The following is a 16,245-nucleotide window of genomic DNA, read 5'->3' as shown; positions in this document are numbered from 1 at the left end:
ATCACCACCAGGTCACCGGACGGAGCCGGTTCTTGCGGTCCAACAACGCCTGGTGCTCGGCAGGATTGCGGGTCTGCCTGCTCAGCGCCTCGAAGGAACGCTCCAACCGCTTCTGGAGATTCCGCCTGCCCGGCGGGTCTGCGAACATCGCGAGTTCGTGCGGCTCCGTGAATTCCACCTTCGCCGCCGAATGCTCAAGCACCGCCAACGCGGCCGTCTGCACCCAAGCCGTCAACCGGACGTGCGCCTCAGCGTCGTACCGGCGGTGCTCTCCGTCGTCCCGCAACAACTCGTTGACCCGTCGTGCCGCCTCGCTGACATCCTCGGCGGTCGGCCAACCGGATTCGCCGAGCTTGATCAGGTACGCGCGGATGGCCGCGATCCGTGCGGCGTCATATTGCCGGGAAACGGCGGGAACAGCATCGAGTACCTGCGCCGCTTCGGCTCGCTTGTGATCGCGGAGGAACAGCCGAGCCAGGCCGAACGTGGCACCGGCCGGTGCTTTGTCCCGTCGCCAAACCGCCTCGTAACAACGCCGGGCCTCCTTGGCATCCCCGCGGTACTCCCAGCACAAACCGAGGGCGACCGCTGGAATCGCCTCGCCGGGCAGGAGGGTGCGCACCTCACGGAAGTGCCGCCAAGCGCCGTCGAAGTCCGCGGACGCCAACGCCACCAAACCCGCGTGCCAGTCCAGCCGCCAAGCCGGGCCGGGGCTCTGCTCCCCCCGTTCCGCATCGTGGCGCCGCTGCTCCCGGGCTGCGGCCAGACACGTCGCCGCTGCCCTGACGTCGGGCCCGCCGTGCTCCGCGAGAGCCGCCCGGCAGGCTTTCAGCTGGCTCTCCACCGAGCCCGTCAGCTCGCTGGTCAACCGGCGGAAGTCGCTGGCCGTGACCCGCAGCAGGTAGGCCGCCTGCCGGTCGTGGGGATCGACCAACGGCGCCGGGAGTTCCTGCACGACCTTCTCCGGGGTGGGCCGGCCGAGCGCGGTGAGCTCCGCACGCTCATCGAGCCAGTGCTCCAAGGGCGGTACCGCACCGAGCCCACCGTCCAGATCGCTCGTCGCCGGCTCGAAGTGGCGGGACGCCTCGTGGCGCTGGGCAAACCCGCTCAGCGCCATGATCTCCCGCAGCACGCCCTTGAGCTGATCGGCCATCTCGGCCGCCGAGGTGAACCGCCGGGCGGAAACCGGATCTAGCGCGCGGTCAAGCACGCATTGCACCGAATCCATGCTGTAGCGCACCTTTTCGAGATCGTCGTCGGCGACGTCGTCGATCAGCGCGATCAACGTCCGGGCAACCGAATAGAGGTCCGTGCTCACCGACGGGCGAAACTTGCCGGGCCCCTGCTCCGGATGGAAACCCCGGGTGAGCGAGGGGCGGCGACCGTCCTTGCGGTCTTCCCACACCCCGCCGAGGTCGACGATCACGATCCGGTCGCTGCTGCGGATCACGTTCTCCGGCTTCATGTCGGTGTAGCACAGTCCGCGCTGGTGCAGGAACTCGAGCGCGGTGAGGATCTCGCAGCCGTAGGCCAGGATTTCGGCGATGAGCGGTGGATCCTGCCGGTTTCGCGGCAGGGTCGCCAGCTCGCTCAGCGGCACGCCTTTGACGTAGTCCATCGCGATGTAATCCGCCGGCTCACCCTCGGCCGGCACCTCGGGGTGCTGGAAGAAGTCGTGCGCTCGCACCAGATTCCGGTGCTCCAGCCGGGTCAGGTACCACGCTTCGGAGCGAAGCGCGCCCGCGGCTCGTTGGTCGTACCGATCGCTCAACGCCTTGAGCGCCACCTCACGTTTGAGGTTCTCGTCGTACGCCAGGTAAATCGAGCCATAGCCGCCTTTCGCCAGGTACTTCCACACCTGGTAGCGGCCGCGGCCGACCCAAGTGCCCTTCTCCAGCCGAGGAACGGACGGCTCCGCACCGGTCGCCCAGTCGGCTCTGGGAAATTTCAGCTTCGGCAATGTCACGAGCCCCGCGCACCGCCACTCGTCGGCGCCCTCGCGCGTGGGCGATTCGGCGGGCGGGCGACGCCAACACGCTTCGCAGAAGCCGGTCTCGTCGATCCGCCCGGGATCGCCGGGGCAATCCGGGCGCGGGCACACGTCGCCGACCGTTTCCGGCCGCTCCGAACGCGCACCGATCTCTTCCAGCCTGGCACGTTCGGCGCCGACGAAATCGCGGGCCGCTGTCAGTTCGCGATCAAGTCCGTCCAGCTCATCCGGCGACACGCCGTCGGGCGATTCCGCCACCTTCCGGCGAAATCCTGCCAACCGGACCCGGAATTCGTTGGAACTCCACGGCGAATCGGACAAGCTCGACGTTGCCCGAGAAAGGCATCGCCGCAGGCCGACGACGCGGTGCTCCGCGCGAACCAGCTCGCGGATTCGCGAATCGAACTGCTCCAACCGCCGGGCCGCGCTGCGTTGCGGAGGATCTTCGACCACCGCGCCCTGAAAGTCCGGGAGCTGTTCGAGGATCGTGCGGATCGGGATCATCCACGCCATGCCGTGCGGGTGGCTGTCGGCGGACTTCAGCACCACCATCCCGAGCACCGCCTCGTCCCGGCTGTCCAGCACCGCGGCGCCGCTGAACCCCACCTCCACGTTGCGGCCGGCGGGTTCGGTGAACAGCTGTATCAGCCCGCCGCCCGCGCCGGCCCGACCAGCGACCGTCAGCTCCACCCACGTTCCGTCCGGGTACTGCGCGCAATGCCCGTAGCACCAGACGGCGGCGCGACGTTGCAACTCGGCTCGTTCGACCAGTGGGGCGGACCAGGAATGGTGCCGAGGTTCGGCCAACCGCAGCAGGGCGATGTCGCGGCTCGCCTCGGCCTGGTTCCCGCTGAACCCGGTTCTGGTCGCGACCACCCGGTCCCGGTCGCCAAGGGAGAAGTCCAACCGCACCTCGGCGCGGGCCCCGATCACGTGCGCGCAGGTCAGCGCGTACTCGCCGTGCAGCAGGAAACCCGTTCCCAGCAACACGTCCGACTGCGCGTCAAGTATCCGCACATGCCACTGCGCGGGATCCGCGGATGTCGCGCCGCCTTGATCGAGCACGGTTCGACGGTAGAACGCGCCAAGCCCGGGAACCGGTGATCAGCCCAGCACCACCCGATCGGCGGTTAGCCGGGTGGGGTTCCGGTGCCGAATGGCTTGCCGCCCAGCGCTTCTCGGCCGTGCGGTGTCCGCCAGCCCGACAGGTCCGGGCCGACCGGGACGATTTTCGTCGGGTTGATCTGGTCGTGGGTGGCGTAGTAGTGGCGCTTGATGTGGTCGAAGTCGACCGTGTCACCGAAGCCCGGCGTTTGGAACAGGTCCCTGGCATAGGCCCACAGGATCGGCATTTCCGCCAGCTTCTGGCGGTTGCACTTGAAGTGTCCGTGGTAGACCGCGTCGAATCGGACCAGCGTGGTGAACAGGCGGACATCGGCCTCGGTGATCGTGTCGCCGACCAGGTAGCGACGGTCCGCGAGGTGCTCGGAAAGCCAGTCCAAGCGGGCGAAAAGTCGCTCGAATGCCTCCTCGTACGCTTCCTGTGAGGTGGCGAAGCCGCAACGGTAAACGCCGTTGTTGACGTCCGCGTACACCACCGCGTTGATCTCGTCGATCTCGGTGCGCAGGTGCTCCGGGTACAGCTGCGGAGCGCCGTTACGGTGGTATTTGGCCCATTCCGTGGACAGGTCGAGGGTCAGCTGCGGGTAGTCGTTGGTGACCACCCTGCCCTCGGCGACATCCAGGATCGCGGGAACCGTGCAGCGCCCGCGGAATTCGAGATCCGCGCGCAGGTATGCCTGCGAGAGGAAAGAGATCTTGGTCACGGGGTCCTTGCCCTGCGGGTCCAGGGTGAAGCGCCAGCCGCGCCGGTCCCGGATCGGGTCGACGATCCCCATGGACAGCGCGTCTTCCAGCCCGAGCAGCCGCCGCACGATCACCGAGCGGTGCGCCCACGGACACGCGAGGCTCACCACCAGCCGGTACCGGTCCGGTTGCGCCGGCCACCCGGATGAACCGTCCGCGGTGATCCGCTCGGTGAACCGGTTCGCCTGGCGCACCCACTCGCCCCGTGTCGAGGTCTCCGCCTTGAACTGTGCCTCGGCCATGCCCCCACCCTAAGCCCGGGGCGATTTCCATTGAAATCGCCGCCCTCGCCAGGACGATCCGCCTCAACCCACGCGTCTGGCGAGCACGTCGGCGTGGCACGGCTTGGGCGCGCACCAGCAGCCCAGCGCACGCCCGCTCAGCTCGCCCTCGCGCAGCTTGGTGAGCAGGTTCGGCTGCTCGTCCAGCCACTTCTCGTAGTGCCGGACCATCGCCTCGCGATCGACCTTGGCTTCCTTGAGGAACGGGCTGGCGAACTCCGACTCCGGCCAGTGGTGGCGGGGCCCGGCGTGCCCGACGTAGGTCAGCAGGCCCGCTTCCTCCAGCCACGGCACCAGGTGCTTGTGCGGGCCACTCTTGCGGACGTTGACCACGACGGCGTGCCCATCGAGCAGGGCGTCCGCCCGCTCCCGCTCGTCGTCACTCCAATTGCTCGCCTCGTCCGGCAGCACCACGACCACCCCCCTCGTTCAGGGTCCCGCCACCCGACCGAAGTGACAATTCGGTCCTTCGATGTGGGCGAACACCCGTCAGACGTCGGTGATGCGCAGGCCCGCGTGGGCCTTGTAGCGGCGGTTGATGGCGATCAGATTCGCCGTGAGCGCCTCCACCTGGTGGGCGTTGCGCAGCCGTCCGCCGTAGATGCCGCGCACGCCCGGGATCACGTCGGCCAACGCTCGGACCACGTCGGTGGCCTCGCGGTCGTCGCCGAGCACCAGGACATCCAGGTCGACGTGGCTGACCGCGAGGTCGGCCAGGATCACCGCCGAGACGTGGTGGAACGCCGCGGTCACCCGCGACTCCGGCAGCAGCTGCTCGGCCAGCTGTGCGGCGCTGCCCTCCGGTACCGGCAGCGCGTAGGGGCCCTGCTTGTCGAAGCCCAGCGGGTTGACGCAGTCGATCACGATCTTGCCCGCGAGCTCGGCTTGCAGGGACTTGAGCGTGTCGGCGTGGCCTTCCCAGGGCAGCGCGGCCAGCACGATGTCCGAGGCCGCCGCGCATCCGGCGTTGTCCTGGCCAGTGACGGTGCCGCCCGCGATCTCGACGATCTCCGCCGCCGCCCGCGCGGCGCGTTCGGCTTTGCGCGAGCCGATCACGACCTTCAGGCCCGCATTCGCCCACCGGATGGCCAGCCCTCGGCCCTGCGCCCCGGTGCCGCCCAGCACCCCGACCGTCATCTCCCGCACGTCAGCCACCCCGGGCCCCTTTCGTCGCCGTCGACCATGCGAAACCACGATCGACCCGGGACGGCGAATCCGCCACCAGTGCGGGGTGTGCTTCAGGCCACTTCGAAGGCGACGTCGCGGCGCGCCGGATCGGCCTCGACGAGCCGCACCCGGACTTGCTGGCCCTCGCCGAGCCCGCCGCCGGTGCAGCGCGCGATGACCGGCGGGTCGGCCACGAACACCTCACCGGCCGAACCATTGGGCACGCGCAGCACCGTCGCCGCGAATTCCTCGCCGATCCGCGACGCCAGCGACCAGGCCTGCGCCTGGGCGATGCAGGCCCGCTCCACCTGCCCGGCGACCCGGTCCGAGCTGCCCATCGCCGACGGCAGCGCGGCCAGCGCGGCGTGCACCCACTCGGGTACTTCCCGGTCCGAGGCCACCGCCAGGCATACCTCGGCGCTGTAGCGGTCGACCAGACGCCGCAGCGGGGCCGTGACGTGCGCATACGAGGCGCCGATGCCCGCATGGTTGGCCTTCGCGGGCGCCCCGTCGCCAAAGGCGGTGTAGCCCGCACCGCGGAGTAAACGGGTCGCCGCCACGTGCACGGCCAGCGCCTCCGGCCGGATCGGGTCGAGCCCCGCCAGCGCGATGGCGGGTGGGGTATCCACCGGCCAATCGACGCCCAGCCGGGTCGCCGAGCGGCGCAGTCCGGCCACGGTTTCCGGTTCCGGGTCCGGCACCGTCCGCAGCACGCCGATCCCAGCCGAGAGCATCATCTCCGCCGCGCACATGCCGGTGAGAAGGGAAATCTCGGCGTTCCACGCCTCGACCACCAGCCGGGGACGCAGCACCAACCGCCATCCGCCGCCACCGTCGGATTCCACCTGCTGCTCGGGCAGGCCAAGTTCGATCGCGCCGCGCAGCACCGCCTGCTCCCGGCGCAACCGCCCGACCTCCGGCAACAGCTCGATCGACGGGTGCGGGTCGCCGAGCCGCAGCGAGCGCTGCACGCCGTCGTAGTCCAACTGCGCCACCGAGCGCACCAGGGCCCGATGGACATCGACGCGCACCGGAAGCCCGTCGGAATCCAGGTCGATCGTCCACAGCACGGCCGCGCGCACCTGGTCCGGCAACAGGCTCGCGGCGTCTTCGGACAGCCGTGCCGGGTGTAGCGGAACGTTGCCGTCCGGCAGGTAGAGGGTCTGCCCGCGGCGCCGCGCCTCGACATCCAGCGCGCCCCCGGGCATCACGAACGCGGCGACGTCGGCGATCGCGTAGTGGATCCGGAATCCGCTGCGCCGCCGCTGGACCAGCACCGCCTGGTCGAGGTCCTTGGCGCCGGGCGGATCCACCGTGACCAGTGGCAGGTCGGTGGCGTCCACGCGCGTCCCGGTGAGCACCGGCTGCGCGACGGTCTGCTCCACCTCGGCCAGCGCGGCGGTCGGGTAGTCGACCGGCAGGCCCAGTTCGGCGCGGATCGCCGAGAAATCCATGCCCGGTTCCGGGCCGAGTTCCGTGCGACTGCGGCCGGTCGGTAAGGCGGCGGCAACTCCGGTGCCACCCGGTGGGACTCCCGCCGCCGCCACGAGCTCAGTCCTCGCTGTTCCAGCGCCGGTCGACCTCGTCGGCCGCCTTGGTCCGCTCCTCGGCTATCTCGAGCGCACGAGCGGCGGTCTCCCGGTCCGGGTATGGGCCCAAGCGGTCAGCCGCCCGGCAGCCGGCCTTCGGCTCGACCTGCCGATGCTTCAAACAGAAGTACCAACTTCCGCCGCCCATGCATCGAGCCTCGCACGACTGCGCGCACCTGTCACGTGTGGGGCCCCGACCCGACCGTTATGTCCCAACATCACCAGGGCGGCGGAGGGGGCGCGGCCGGCATCGGCTGCTGGCCGCCGGGGTTCTGCCGCAGGATCGGGTCCAGGCAGGACACCAGCACCTGGTGGGTCTCGGGGTTGTCGATCCGGCGGCCGTCCCGCATCCGGTACTCCAGCTCGCCGTTGTCGCCGACCTCGACGGTGCAGCCGACCTCCGCGAGCTGATCCTCGTCAAGGTCCACGAGCCGCTCGTAGCGGGACGGCACGACCCGGTAGACCGGCCACGGCAAGTGCCCGAACGCCTGGTGGAACTGCGCGAGGAGGTGGCTCATCTGCTGCTGCCACGGCAGCGGCATGGCCTGGGCCAACGAGCGCGGCAGCACCGCATACCCGCTGTCGGTCCCAGGCCGGGGCTGGCTCAGGTAGTCCCCGAGCGGCGTGCTCGACGCGGGCGGACGAGACGGCCGCGGAATCGGGTCCGGCGTGAACATGATCAACCCTTCCGAAGGTCAGCAGGCGCCCGCCATTCTTACCTAACGCGCGCCCCCGGCGGCGGGAGCCGGCGCGCCAGCCATCGGCGTGTCGGCGGCCGGCCGCACTGCCGTGGGCAGCAGCTCACCGCCGTCCCACAGCTTTTCCACCTCGACCGACTCGCCGGGCTGCGGCGCGTGCAGCACCTCGTTGTCGCCCAGGTACAGCGCCACGTGGTGGATGCTGTTCGGATCCCGGCCGTAACCCCAGAACACCAGGTCCCCCGGCTGTGCCTGGGACAGCGGAACGTGCACGCCGCCCTGGAAGTACTGGGTCTGCGAGTACTTCGGGATTTCCACCCCGGCCGCCTTCCATGCCTGCTGTGTCAAGCCCGAGCAGTCGAAGGCGTTCGGCCCGGCCGCGCCCCACACGTAGGGCTTGCCGAGCTGTGCTTGGGCGTACTGGATCGCCTGGGTGGCCAGCACGCTCGCGCCGGGCAGGCTCTGGCAAGCGCTGATGCCCTCGACGTCGCCCTCCACACTCACCAGGTGCGCGGCCATCGGCTCCCACTTGTGATAGCGCAGCGGGAAGGCCGAGCGCTCCACCCGCTGGGCGGCTTCACCCGGCCGCATCTCCTCCCAACCCGGAACCGCGAGCAGCACGTCGAAGAACTTGTTGATCGCGTAGTCCACGTCGGTGATCTGCTGCTCCGTGCCCCAGCCCATGGACGGCCGCATCTGGAAGATGCCCAGCGAGTCCCGGTCGCCGTGGAGCACGTTGGCCAGGTTCGACTCGGTCTTGCCCGCCTGGATCGCGATCTGCCAGGCCCGCGGCGGCAGGCCACGCTGCTTGCCGATCTCGATGATTCGCTTGGCGATGCCGACCGACTCACCGCTGAGCGTCGCGGCGTCGCGCTCGCCGCGGCCCGCGCCGTCGCCCCACGGGCCGAGGTCGGCGCTGCAATCCGACCAGCCGGTGCCGCGCCCGCCGCTACCGGCCAGCAGGGCGGTCAGCGCACCGACCCCGATCAAACCTGCGAAACCCGCGAGCACGACGACCGCAACCACGAGCTTGCGCATGTCAGCCTTCCTTGTCGTACTGGGCCACTCGCCAACCGGCCGGGGTCTTGTTGACGGTCACCGACAACACACCGATGTCGGTCGGCAACCGCACCGCCATCGAGCCGGCGGTGGAGTGGACCGCGGTGGCCGCACCGGTGATCACGTTGCCGGCGTTGCTCGGGTCCACCGATGCCATCTCGGTGAGGAACTCCTCGGTGGTGTAGGGGCGTAGCTTGCTCAGCCACTGCTGCCGGTCGGCGCCGACGGGGTGATCCACCCATGCCTTGCCCCACTGCTCGACCACGGCCACCCCGGCCGGGTCCGGGGCGACGGGTGTCGGTGCGGCCTGCGGCACCGCGATCGTCGGCGGCGACTTCGTCCGGGGCGGCGGCACGACCGCAGGATGCTCGGTTGCCCTCGTGCGGGAGGCCGCCATGTTGGTGCTCGGCGGCGGCTCGGGCAGCAAGAAGCCGACGGCCGTCGCCACCGCCGCGCACGCGATCAAGGCGGCAACCAGGTGCTTCGGCGAGCGCAGCGGCCAGCCCCACAACCTGCGGTACACCGCGGCGCGCCCACGGTGCGTCCGGATCGGCATCAGCTACCCCTCTTCCCGCCAAGTGGCTGGTCTTGAAGCGGCACAGCCGCTTAGCGCGCCGAAGTACTCAGCCATCGGCGACCTCCAGCCCCCGGGAGGGCCGGTAGATCACGTAAACCGGGCGGCCGGCCACGACCTCCATCTCCGCGCGGCGCGGGGCCGGTGGTTCGGGCGGGCCGGGGGTCGGGGAACCGGCCGTGCGCGATGGGATCAGCACCGGATCTTCGTCCATTCCATCCCATTTGGCATCCGCCACCGGGTTGGTATCGACTACCCGGCTGGTGCTGCGCGCCTCCGGAAGCGCCGCGGCGCCGCCGGGCCGCCGCACGGCACTCCCGGAGGGCAGCGCGGTGCTTGCACCCGCCGCCATGGCGTCCGGCGCGTCGCGGTCCAACCGCTGCGCGGTCGCCGCGACCGACATGTGCTGCGCTTCCGGCCGGCTCCGCCGGCGGCCACGCTGCGGCGACGCGTACTCCTCGTCGGGATCCATCCCGCGTACCTGGTCCCAGAAGTCGCCGCCCTCCTCCTCAGACCTGGGCCGCCGACCGCGGAACCGGGAGAACAGCCCCTGCGGGGCGCGGGGGACAGCGCGGCCGACGGTGCCCACCGACAGCTCGACCATCTGGCCCATCCGCCGGATCGGCTTGCCGATCAACAGGAACACGATCGTCACCAGGGCGGCCAGCAAGATCTGGGTCAGCGCGGAGAAGCCGCGCAGCGGGTCGAAGAGCCAGGTCAGGATCAGGGTGTGCAGCCCGGCCATCGCCGAGATCATCACCACGTTGAGCACCGCGGCCCCGGCCACCCGGCCGATGGTGCGCAGCACCTGGTGGTAGAGCAGCGCGATGAGCCCGATCAGCGGCCCGGCCAGGATCAGCACCCGCAGCAGGACCTGGGCGAGCAGGATGGTGGCCTTGGCCAGCAGCTGGAACGAGGCGTAGGAGAAGCCCTGCACCAGCGCGAGCACGCCCGCGCCGACGCGGCTGCCGTCGATGCCCTGAAAGTAGCCGTAGGAGCTGCCCATCTTGCCCGCGACGTCCTCGAACGCCTGCTTCTTCGGCTCCGGCGAACCGGCGTCGGCCCCGGCGTTGACCTCCTGCTTGGTCCACGCCTGCGCGCGCAGCAGGTCCCGGCCGAGCTGCTGGGCCTGCGGCGAATCGGGTGAGCCGAATTCGCCGCGCAGCCAGTTCCGGTAGATGACCTGGTCGTGCAGCAGCGTCGGCAGGGCGTTGCTCTCGTCCACGCCGACCTCCCGCAGGAACCCGGCCTGCACCGCCGAGGTCCCGGTGATCACCACGTCGTCCAGCGCGTGCGTGTAGACCAGCGGCGTCAGGTAGGTCGCCGAGGCGAACCAGAGCCCGGCCAGCGCCCACATGCCGCGCTTGCCGATGCTGGCCAGGTCGCCCTGCCAGATGTAGCGGAACAGCACGATCGCCAGCACCAGCGCGACCAGTCCGAACCACGGCGTGAACACGCTGTCGTAGAGCGCGACCGTGCCGGTGGCGATGACCTCGTCCAGCGGGTCCATCAGGTCGCCGTTGAGCAGCGCGTAGTGCAGCCCGTTGGTGGCGCCGACGAGGTTCTTGGCGATGTTGAACATCTCGTTGCCGAGCCACGTGTCGACCATCGCGTTCGGGTTGGTCACGCCCTGCGGGCCGCAGCCGAGGTCGTAGGTGTGCCAGACCAGTCCGGCGTAGCCGACCTCGTCGTAGGCGCTGCCGGGGTTCCCGACGCCCATCGGCGCGGGATCCAGCGCGCCGACCATCCCGGACCCCGGACGCTCCGGGTTCGGCGCCTGCTTGCAGTCGAAGCCCTGGCCCCAGGCCGGGGCGCCGATCAGCGCCTGGATCGCGATCAGCCCGGCGACCACCGCGAATGCGCGGCGCTTGCGGATCATGCGTGCGGGACCGGGTGGGAGCCCGGCCCGGCGCTCACGCCTCTTCCGGTACCGGACCAGCGACACCGCGACGATCACCAGGAGCAGCAAGGACAGCACAGCGCCGCTCACCGCGCGTCTTCTCCACCCCGCTCGCCCGGGCGGCGGGTCGAGCGCTCGCTGCCGTCATCGCCGTAGCCGATGCCGACCGTTTCGAGCTCGAACTCGTCGAACGACTCGAAATCTTCCGGGTAGTCCTCGGCCGGGCCCAGTGCCGGCGCGCTGGAGTCGGAATTCGCGCCGTTGTTGGCCGGTTGCAGGGCCCGTCGTTCGACGTAGTCCTCGGCGGCCGGAGTGGTGTCCAGCGCGTTGCGCAGGTGCTCGAGGTGCGGGCCGGAGAAGTCGATGCGGATCTTCTCCACCCCGCCGGCCCCGTCGCCGAAGATGAACTGCCGCGGCGATCGGTCCCGCTCGGTGGCGTTGCGGGCCGGCCCCGGCCGACGGCCCAATGCCGCCACCACCTGCTCGTACCCGGCGCCGACCGGCACCTTGAGCAGCCGCAGCGCGTCGGCCTGCGCCTGCTCGTCGTCCAGCCGCCCGATGAACACCGAGTCCAGCAGGGACACGAAGCCCTGGATCCGCAGGAAGTCCGCCGGGATCTGGCTGGACAGCAGCACTCGGACGTTCCACTTCCGGGAGTCGCGGGCGAAGCGGTTCATCAACACCCGGCCGGTCGGCACCTCGGAGAGGAAGAACGCCTCGTCGATCCACACGCCCTTGCGCTCGTTCTTGGGCCGCTCGTAGATCGAACGCTGCGTCAACCAGGCGGCCAGGTTCAGCATCTCGACACCGAGCGCCTCCGCGTCGGTCCAGTGCTCCCGGCCGACGCCGTCCTTGGGCAACGTCAGCCCGGCCATCGTCAGCACCGTAAGTCGGTCCTCGCGGCGCTCGGAGTACGGGTCGGCGTTGACCTCGGGGATCAGCAGCGACATCCGTTCCCGGATCTCGTCTAGGAAGTCGGCCACCACCACGGCGTGCTCGTGGTGCTCGCTCGCGTCGCGGCGCAACGCCTCGAAGACCATGCCCGGGTGGGCGTCCGGCCGGCCGCCGACGGCGCGGACCGCGCGGAGCAGAACGATCCGGGTCTGCGGCAGCCGCGCCACCTCATACGGCAGCAGGCCGGTCAGCACGTCGAGCACCAGGCGACGACGGGTGGCCGCGGCCAGCGCGCGCTCGCGACGCCAGCTGCGCTCCGGGTCGTCCTCGTCGACGAAGTGCTCCAGTTCCGGCTCCGCCACGACCCGGTACGGGTTGAGGATGCCGGGCTGGGCGTTGAGCAGGTTGATCGGCCGGGCGTAGGGCCGCAGCTCCGGGAGGGCGCACAGCTCGGCCAGCGGTCCCGACGGGTCCAGCAGCGTCCAATGCGCGCCGGAGCGCAGCGTCTTGTAGACGGTGCCACCGCCAAGGAAAGACTTCCCCCCACCCAACCCGGCGACCATCGCGGTCAGGCCGGAGGCGTCCCGGACTTCCTGCGCCATCCACGGGTCCCACGCCACCGGACGCCGGGTCGCGGTGCAGGTCTCGCCGAGCAGGATGCCGCGCCGGTCGCCGACCTCCGCGGTCGCTTGCGGCACCGCGGAAGCCGCCCACACCACCGAGCCGCGGCGCAGGTAGGCGCTGTTGGCCAGCGGCTCGCCGGGAATGAACTCGCGGGCCATCGCGTACTGCGCTTCGGGGTGCTCGATGGCGATCTTCGGCTTGTAGAGGTCGAGGATCTGCTGGGCGAGCCGCAGCGCGTCCCGCTCGGTGGGGCCGGAAACCGCCAGCCGCCACCAGGATTTGACCCGGGTCGCCAGCGCGGTGAACCCGGAGGTCATCTCGTCGTCGACCTCCAGCACCCGGCCGGCCTGCCTGGCCAGCGAGGTGGGCGGCTCCAAGCCGTGCTCGTCGGTGTAGTGCCGCACCTGGGAGCGCACCTTGTTCATCTGCCGCTGCAGCTCGCCGCCGACGTCCTCGGGACGCCGCACGTAGATCCGCGCGGACCACTCGACCGGCGCGGGCAGCCGGTCGGAGTGCTGCATCCACGGGTCGTCGATCTCCGGGATCTGCAGGCCGTGCGTCTGCCCGACGGTGAGCACCGCGAGATGGCGGGTGATGCCCGCGTTCGAGCCGGTGCGGCCGCGCACCGTCACGGTCGGTGCGTACGGGTCCTGGTGCATGTCGGAGGCATCGGTGAAAGACGCGAGGTCTTCGGGTTCCCACGGCGCGCCCGGCACCGCGGGCAGGTTGCGGGGCGCGGGCAGGCCCAGCGAGCACGAGCGGTGCATCAGCCAGGAGATTTCCTCGGCGCTTACCGGACGGCCGTCCAGCCCGGCCGAGCCGATCACCTGGTCGAGGTGATCGATCTCGCTGTCCAGCGCGACCAGTTCGGCGTCCACCGCCTCCGGGAACACCCGGCGCAACAGCGGCGCGGCGCGCTCGACGGCGCGGTCCACCACGTTGCGGGTCTGCACCTGGACGCCCAGGTAGACCTCTTTCTCCGCCATCGACCGGCCCATCAGCTGCTGCTGTTCGCCGACCATGTAATCGTCGAAGGTCAGCGCGCCGGGCGCGTCCGGCATCGGGTTGCGCGCGTTGTGCACGTGCGCCTCGGCCCACATCCGGATCGGGTACGGCCGGTTGGTCACCCGCAGGTGCATCCAGCGGCCCTGCAGCTCCGCGTACTGGCCGGCGATCGCGGCGATCAGGTCCTGGCGCTGCGAATCGGAGCGGAAGGACCAGCGCTGCGGGGAAAGCCGGTACCAGGCGAACACGTCCTGACCGGTACGCACCAGATGACCGTCGATGGACCGCGCGCTGATCGACGGCGTGTAGTTCGGGATCGACTGCTCGTCGCCGGGTCCTCGGCCGCGTTTGGGCGGCTTGCCCTTGGCACTGCGGACCTTGCCGTTCGAACCGCGGGGACCCGGAACCTGGTGCGTGTTGCGCTCACGGCCTCGCCGGCGACCGAACACCGCGAACCTCCTTGCTACGCGTGCGCCTGCTGGGAACCGAGCTGCGGGCTATGGGCTGCCCGGGCCGGGCCGGCCACTGCTGTTGCCGCATCGAACGGTCCCGCCTGGACTTCTTGGGGCGAGGGCGCTGCGCCCGCACCCTGATCCGCGCCGCACTGGCGGCCCCTCCGGTGCCGACAGACTTCTCCCTGGGCGCGGTCAGCTCACGCAGCCACATCACCAGCACCGCACCCAGCGGTCGTTCGTGGCCGATGCGGGAACAGATGATCCGAGTCACGACGACCGTGATGATCACGCCCCATGCGGTGGAGAAGAAGCTGAAGCCGATGTTCATCCGGCGCTCCACGGCGAGCACGACCATGAACACCACGATTCCCACGCCCCAGGCGACGTAGCGGGCCCGCCACGGGAAAGTCGCCTTGGGCGGGCCGAGCCAGACCGCGTCGACCCGGTAGATCTCGTCGTCGGTCCGTATTCGCACTGGTCATCACCCGCTGGTGCTGAACAGACCGGCGATGAACGTGCCGATGTCGATGCCCGCGTTGGTGACCGCCATGCCGATGATCGCGAGTGCGACGAACACGCCGCCGACGCGGCGCATCACGCCGGCGTTGTCGCCTTTACCACCGCCGAGCCACAGCAGCAGGATCGCGACGGTCAACAGCAGCAGCGGCAGCAGGTTGTCGAGGATCCAACCGCGAATGCCTTGGGTTCCCAGCTGTGTCGACTGCTGCGCCAATATGTCCAGTTGCGCCAGTGTTTCCAGCGGCATGGCGGTCATCTCTTTACCCCTGAGTGCGCGGAGTGTCGTCGGGCCGGTACCTCAACCCGCCGGGCGTGGCCCGGCAGGCAGGTACGAGTAGAACATGACATGGTGACCAGAAGTAGTGGTTGCGAGTTCGGGTGTGGCGGAAACGGTGTTGCGCGGCTGTCGCCGTCACGCCGCGAATAGGCCGTTCGGGCATGCCACTTTCGGCGTACCACCAGGAAAAAGACGCTCACCAGGCCGGTTTCGGTCTGGATTCGTGTGGCTGTTCACCCGCTTGCGAGCCCCTTCGTAACACACCGTGCATGGTTCGGCGAACCAGTGGATTTCCGCACATCGCGCCATGATGCACCCGACCGGATCACGCGAATGTGAAGCCGTGAGCCGGATCGGAGGAAGGTGATCTTGGCGCGCCTAAACTCAGGGTAGCGGTTGCCTCGCCGACGGTTCCCCCCAGGGCCGCCCCGATCCGAAACCGCACCCGATCGGCCCAACTACCGTGCCCACTATGGACGATCGACCGCGGGAGTTCGCCACGAAAGCATGCGAATGCCGGAATATCGCCGGATTACCCCGTCGCACGAAGTGGATCGTTGCTCCGATCAGGCAAATCTCGAAGGCATTTCGCGCAAATCCGATTGAGCCGCCGCCTTTTCGCAGCGGTTCCGCCGGCCGGATCACGACCGTTGAGCATGTTGCGGGTGCCAGCGCCTCCCCGCCGAACCCATAGCATTTCACCTGGGAAAACATCAACTCGGGCAATCGCCGGGCCGGCGTGGTCCGGAATCCGAAGGCTTACAACTCACGCCGGGGCCGCTGACCGCGCCACGGCGCGCAAGCACCCCCCGGGCAATGGACGCCTGGGCAATGGGCCCCGGAAATCGGGAAAGGCGGATGAGTCGGCCTGTAAGCCGGATTCTGTTCTCGGGGGCCTTGCGGCCGTCCCGGTCGGTGACCATCCATCTGGGCCTGCCGTCGCCGACAGGCTCGTGCGGCCTACCCGCGGACTCGGGCGGGCAGCCCTCGAACGTCCGCGCAGACGCCGCGACGGCGTCCTCTTGGCCTTGCTCCGGGTGGGGTTTACCGAGCCACCCCGGTCACCCGGGGTGCTGGTGGTCTCTTACACCACCGTTTCACCCTTACCCGGCGAAGCTCGCCGGGCGGTCTGTTTTCTGTGGCACTGTCCCGCGGGTCGCCCCGGGTTGCCGTTGGCAACCACCCTGCCCTGTGGAGTCCGGACTTTCCTCGATGGGATCGCTCCCACCGCGGTCACCCAGCCGGCTCATCCGCCCGGTCAAGTCTAGCCGCGCCGCCCGGCCGCCGGGGATCAGCCCCGGTCGGCCGCCGCTAGACCGCCGGAGCGGCGCCGATCCGTCCCCGCCG

Annotated in this window: 13 protein-coding genes and 1 other RNA gene; all 14 read right to left on the bottom strand. The window is 70.0% G+C overall.

The window, feature by feature from the left end; genetic code table 11:
- Position 1: 1 nt before the first annotated feature.
- Positions 2-3,055 (bottom strand): tetratricopeptide repeat protein, encoded by a 3,054-nt coding sequence (locus BJ970_RS18185; protein ID WP_184727349.1) that lies wholly within the window; start codon positions 3,053-3,055, stop codon positions 2-4.
- A gap of 65 nt (positions 3,056-3,120) precedes the next feature.
- A complete protein-coding gene (locus BJ970_RS18180) occupies positions 3,121-4,098 on the bottom strand; it encodes a glutathione S-transferase family protein (RefSeq protein WP_184727348.1) in 978 nt (325 codons plus the stop codon).
- A gap of 63 nt (positions 4,099-4,161) precedes the next feature.
- Complete coding sequence (locus tag BJ970_RS18175) at positions 4,162-4,548, bottom strand: DUF4326 domain-containing protein (RefSeq protein ID WP_184729191.1); 387 nt, start codon at positions 4,546-4,548, stop codon at positions 4,162-4,164.
- Positions 4,549-4,626: 78 nt separating this feature from the next.
- Positions 4,627-5,292, bottom strand: a complete 666-nt coding sequence (gene npdG, locus BJ970_RS18170) for an NADPH-dependent F420 reductase (RefSeq protein ID WP_184727347.1) — start codon at positions 5,290-5,292, stop codon at positions 4,627-4,629.
- 83 nt (positions 5,293-5,375) lie between these two features.
- A complete protein-coding gene (locus BJ970_RS18165) occupies positions 5,376-6,851 on the bottom strand; it encodes an RNB domain-containing ribonuclease (RefSeq protein ID WP_184727346.1) in 1,476 nt (491 codons plus the stop codon).
- A 4-nt stretch (positions 6,852-6,855) separates the two neighbouring features.
- Positions 6,856-7,041, bottom strand: coding sequence for a hypothetical protein (locus BJ970_RS18160; RefSeq protein ID WP_184727345.1), 186 nt, complete (start codon positions 7,039-7,041; stop codon positions 6,856-6,858).
- A 70-nt stretch (positions 7,042-7,111) separates the two neighbouring features.
- Positions 7,112-7,570 carry a hypothetical protein gene (locus BJ970_RS18155; RefSeq protein WP_184727344.1) on the bottom strand — a complete coding sequence of 153 codons (459 nt, stop codon included), beginning with the start codon at positions 7,568-7,570 and terminating at the stop codon, positions 7,112-7,114.
- A gap of 42 nt (positions 7,571-7,612) precedes the next feature.
- The gene (locus tag BJ970_RS18150; RefSeq protein ID WP_184727343.1) at positions 7,613-8,629 is read right to left on the bottom strand and encodes a C40 family peptidase; all 1,017 of its coding nucleotides are present in this window, start codon (positions 8,627-8,629) and stop codon (positions 7,613-7,615) included.
- 1 nt (position 8,630) lies between these two features.
- Complete coding sequence (locus BJ970_RS18145) at positions 8,631-9,206, bottom strand: hypothetical protein (protein WP_184727342.1); 576 nt, start codon at positions 9,204-9,206, stop codon at positions 8,631-8,633.
- Positions 9,207-9,273: 67 nt separating this feature from the next.
- A complete protein-coding gene (locus BJ970_RS18140; RefSeq protein WP_312864308.1) occupies positions 9,274-11,214 on the bottom strand; it encodes a hypothetical protein in 1,941 nt (646 codons plus the stop codon).
- Positions 11,211-14,096: an ATP-binding protein gene (locus tag BJ970_RS18135; protein WP_184727341.1), complete on the bottom strand. Its 2,886-nt coding sequence runs from the start codon at positions 14,094-14,096 to the stop codon at positions 11,211-11,213. The genes BJ970_RS18140 and BJ970_RS18135 overlap by 4 nt, the downstream gene beginning before the upstream one ends.
- Complete coding sequence (locus BJ970_RS18130) at positions 14,071-14,577, bottom strand: hypothetical protein (RefSeq protein ID WP_184727340.1); 507 nt, start codon at positions 14,575-14,577, stop codon at positions 14,071-14,073. The genes BJ970_RS18135 and BJ970_RS18130 overlap by 26 nt, the downstream gene beginning before the upstream one ends.
- Before the next feature lie 6 nt (positions 14,578-14,583).
- Positions 14,584-14,877 carry a hypothetical protein gene (locus BJ970_RS18125; protein WP_184727339.1) on the bottom strand — a complete coding sequence of 98 codons (294 nt, stop codon included), beginning with the start codon at positions 14,875-14,877 and terminating at the stop codon, positions 14,584-14,586.
- Positions 14,878-15,753: 876 nt separating this feature from the next.
- An RNA gene (gene rnpB / locus BJ970_RS18120) (RNase P RNA component class A) lies at positions 15,754-16,147 on the bottom strand.
- Positions 16,148-16,245: the final 98 nt, after the last annotated feature.

Source organism: Saccharopolyspora phatthalungensis, from assembly GCF_014203395.1.
Lineage (GTDB): Bacteria > Actinomycetota > Actinomycetes > Mycobacteriales > Pseudonocardiaceae > Saccharopolyspora > Saccharopolyspora phatthalungensis.
This window is presented reverse-complemented; position numbering and strand designations above follow the sequence as displayed.

Excerpts from the sequence above, each read along its gene's own strand:
- BJ970_RS18180 (WP_184727348.1), bottom strand. The coding sequence starts at position 4,098 with ATGGCCGAGGCACAGTTCAAGGCGGAGACCTCGACACGGGGCGAGTGG.
- BJ970_RS18160 (WP_184727345.1), bottom strand. The coding sequence starts at position 7,041 with ATGGGCGGCGGAAGTTGGTACTTCTGTTTGAAGCATCGGCAGGTCGAG.
- BJ970_RS18155 (WP_184727344.1), bottom strand. The coding sequence starts at position 7,570 with ATGTTCACGCCGGACCCGATTCCGCGGCCGTCTCGTCCGCCCGCGTCG.
- BJ970_RS18150 (WP_184727343.1), bottom strand. The coding sequence starts at position 8,629 with ATGCGCAAGCTCGTGGTTGCGGTCGTCGTGCTCGCGGGTTTCGCAGGT.
- BJ970_RS18145 (WP_184727342.1), bottom strand. The coding sequence starts at position 9,206 with ATGCCGATCCGGACGCACCGTGGGCGCGCCGCGGTGTACCGCAGGTTG.
- BJ970_RS18125 (WP_184727339.1), bottom strand. The coding sequence starts at position 14,877 with ATGACCGCCATGCCGCTGGAAACACTGGCGCAACTGGACATATTGGCG.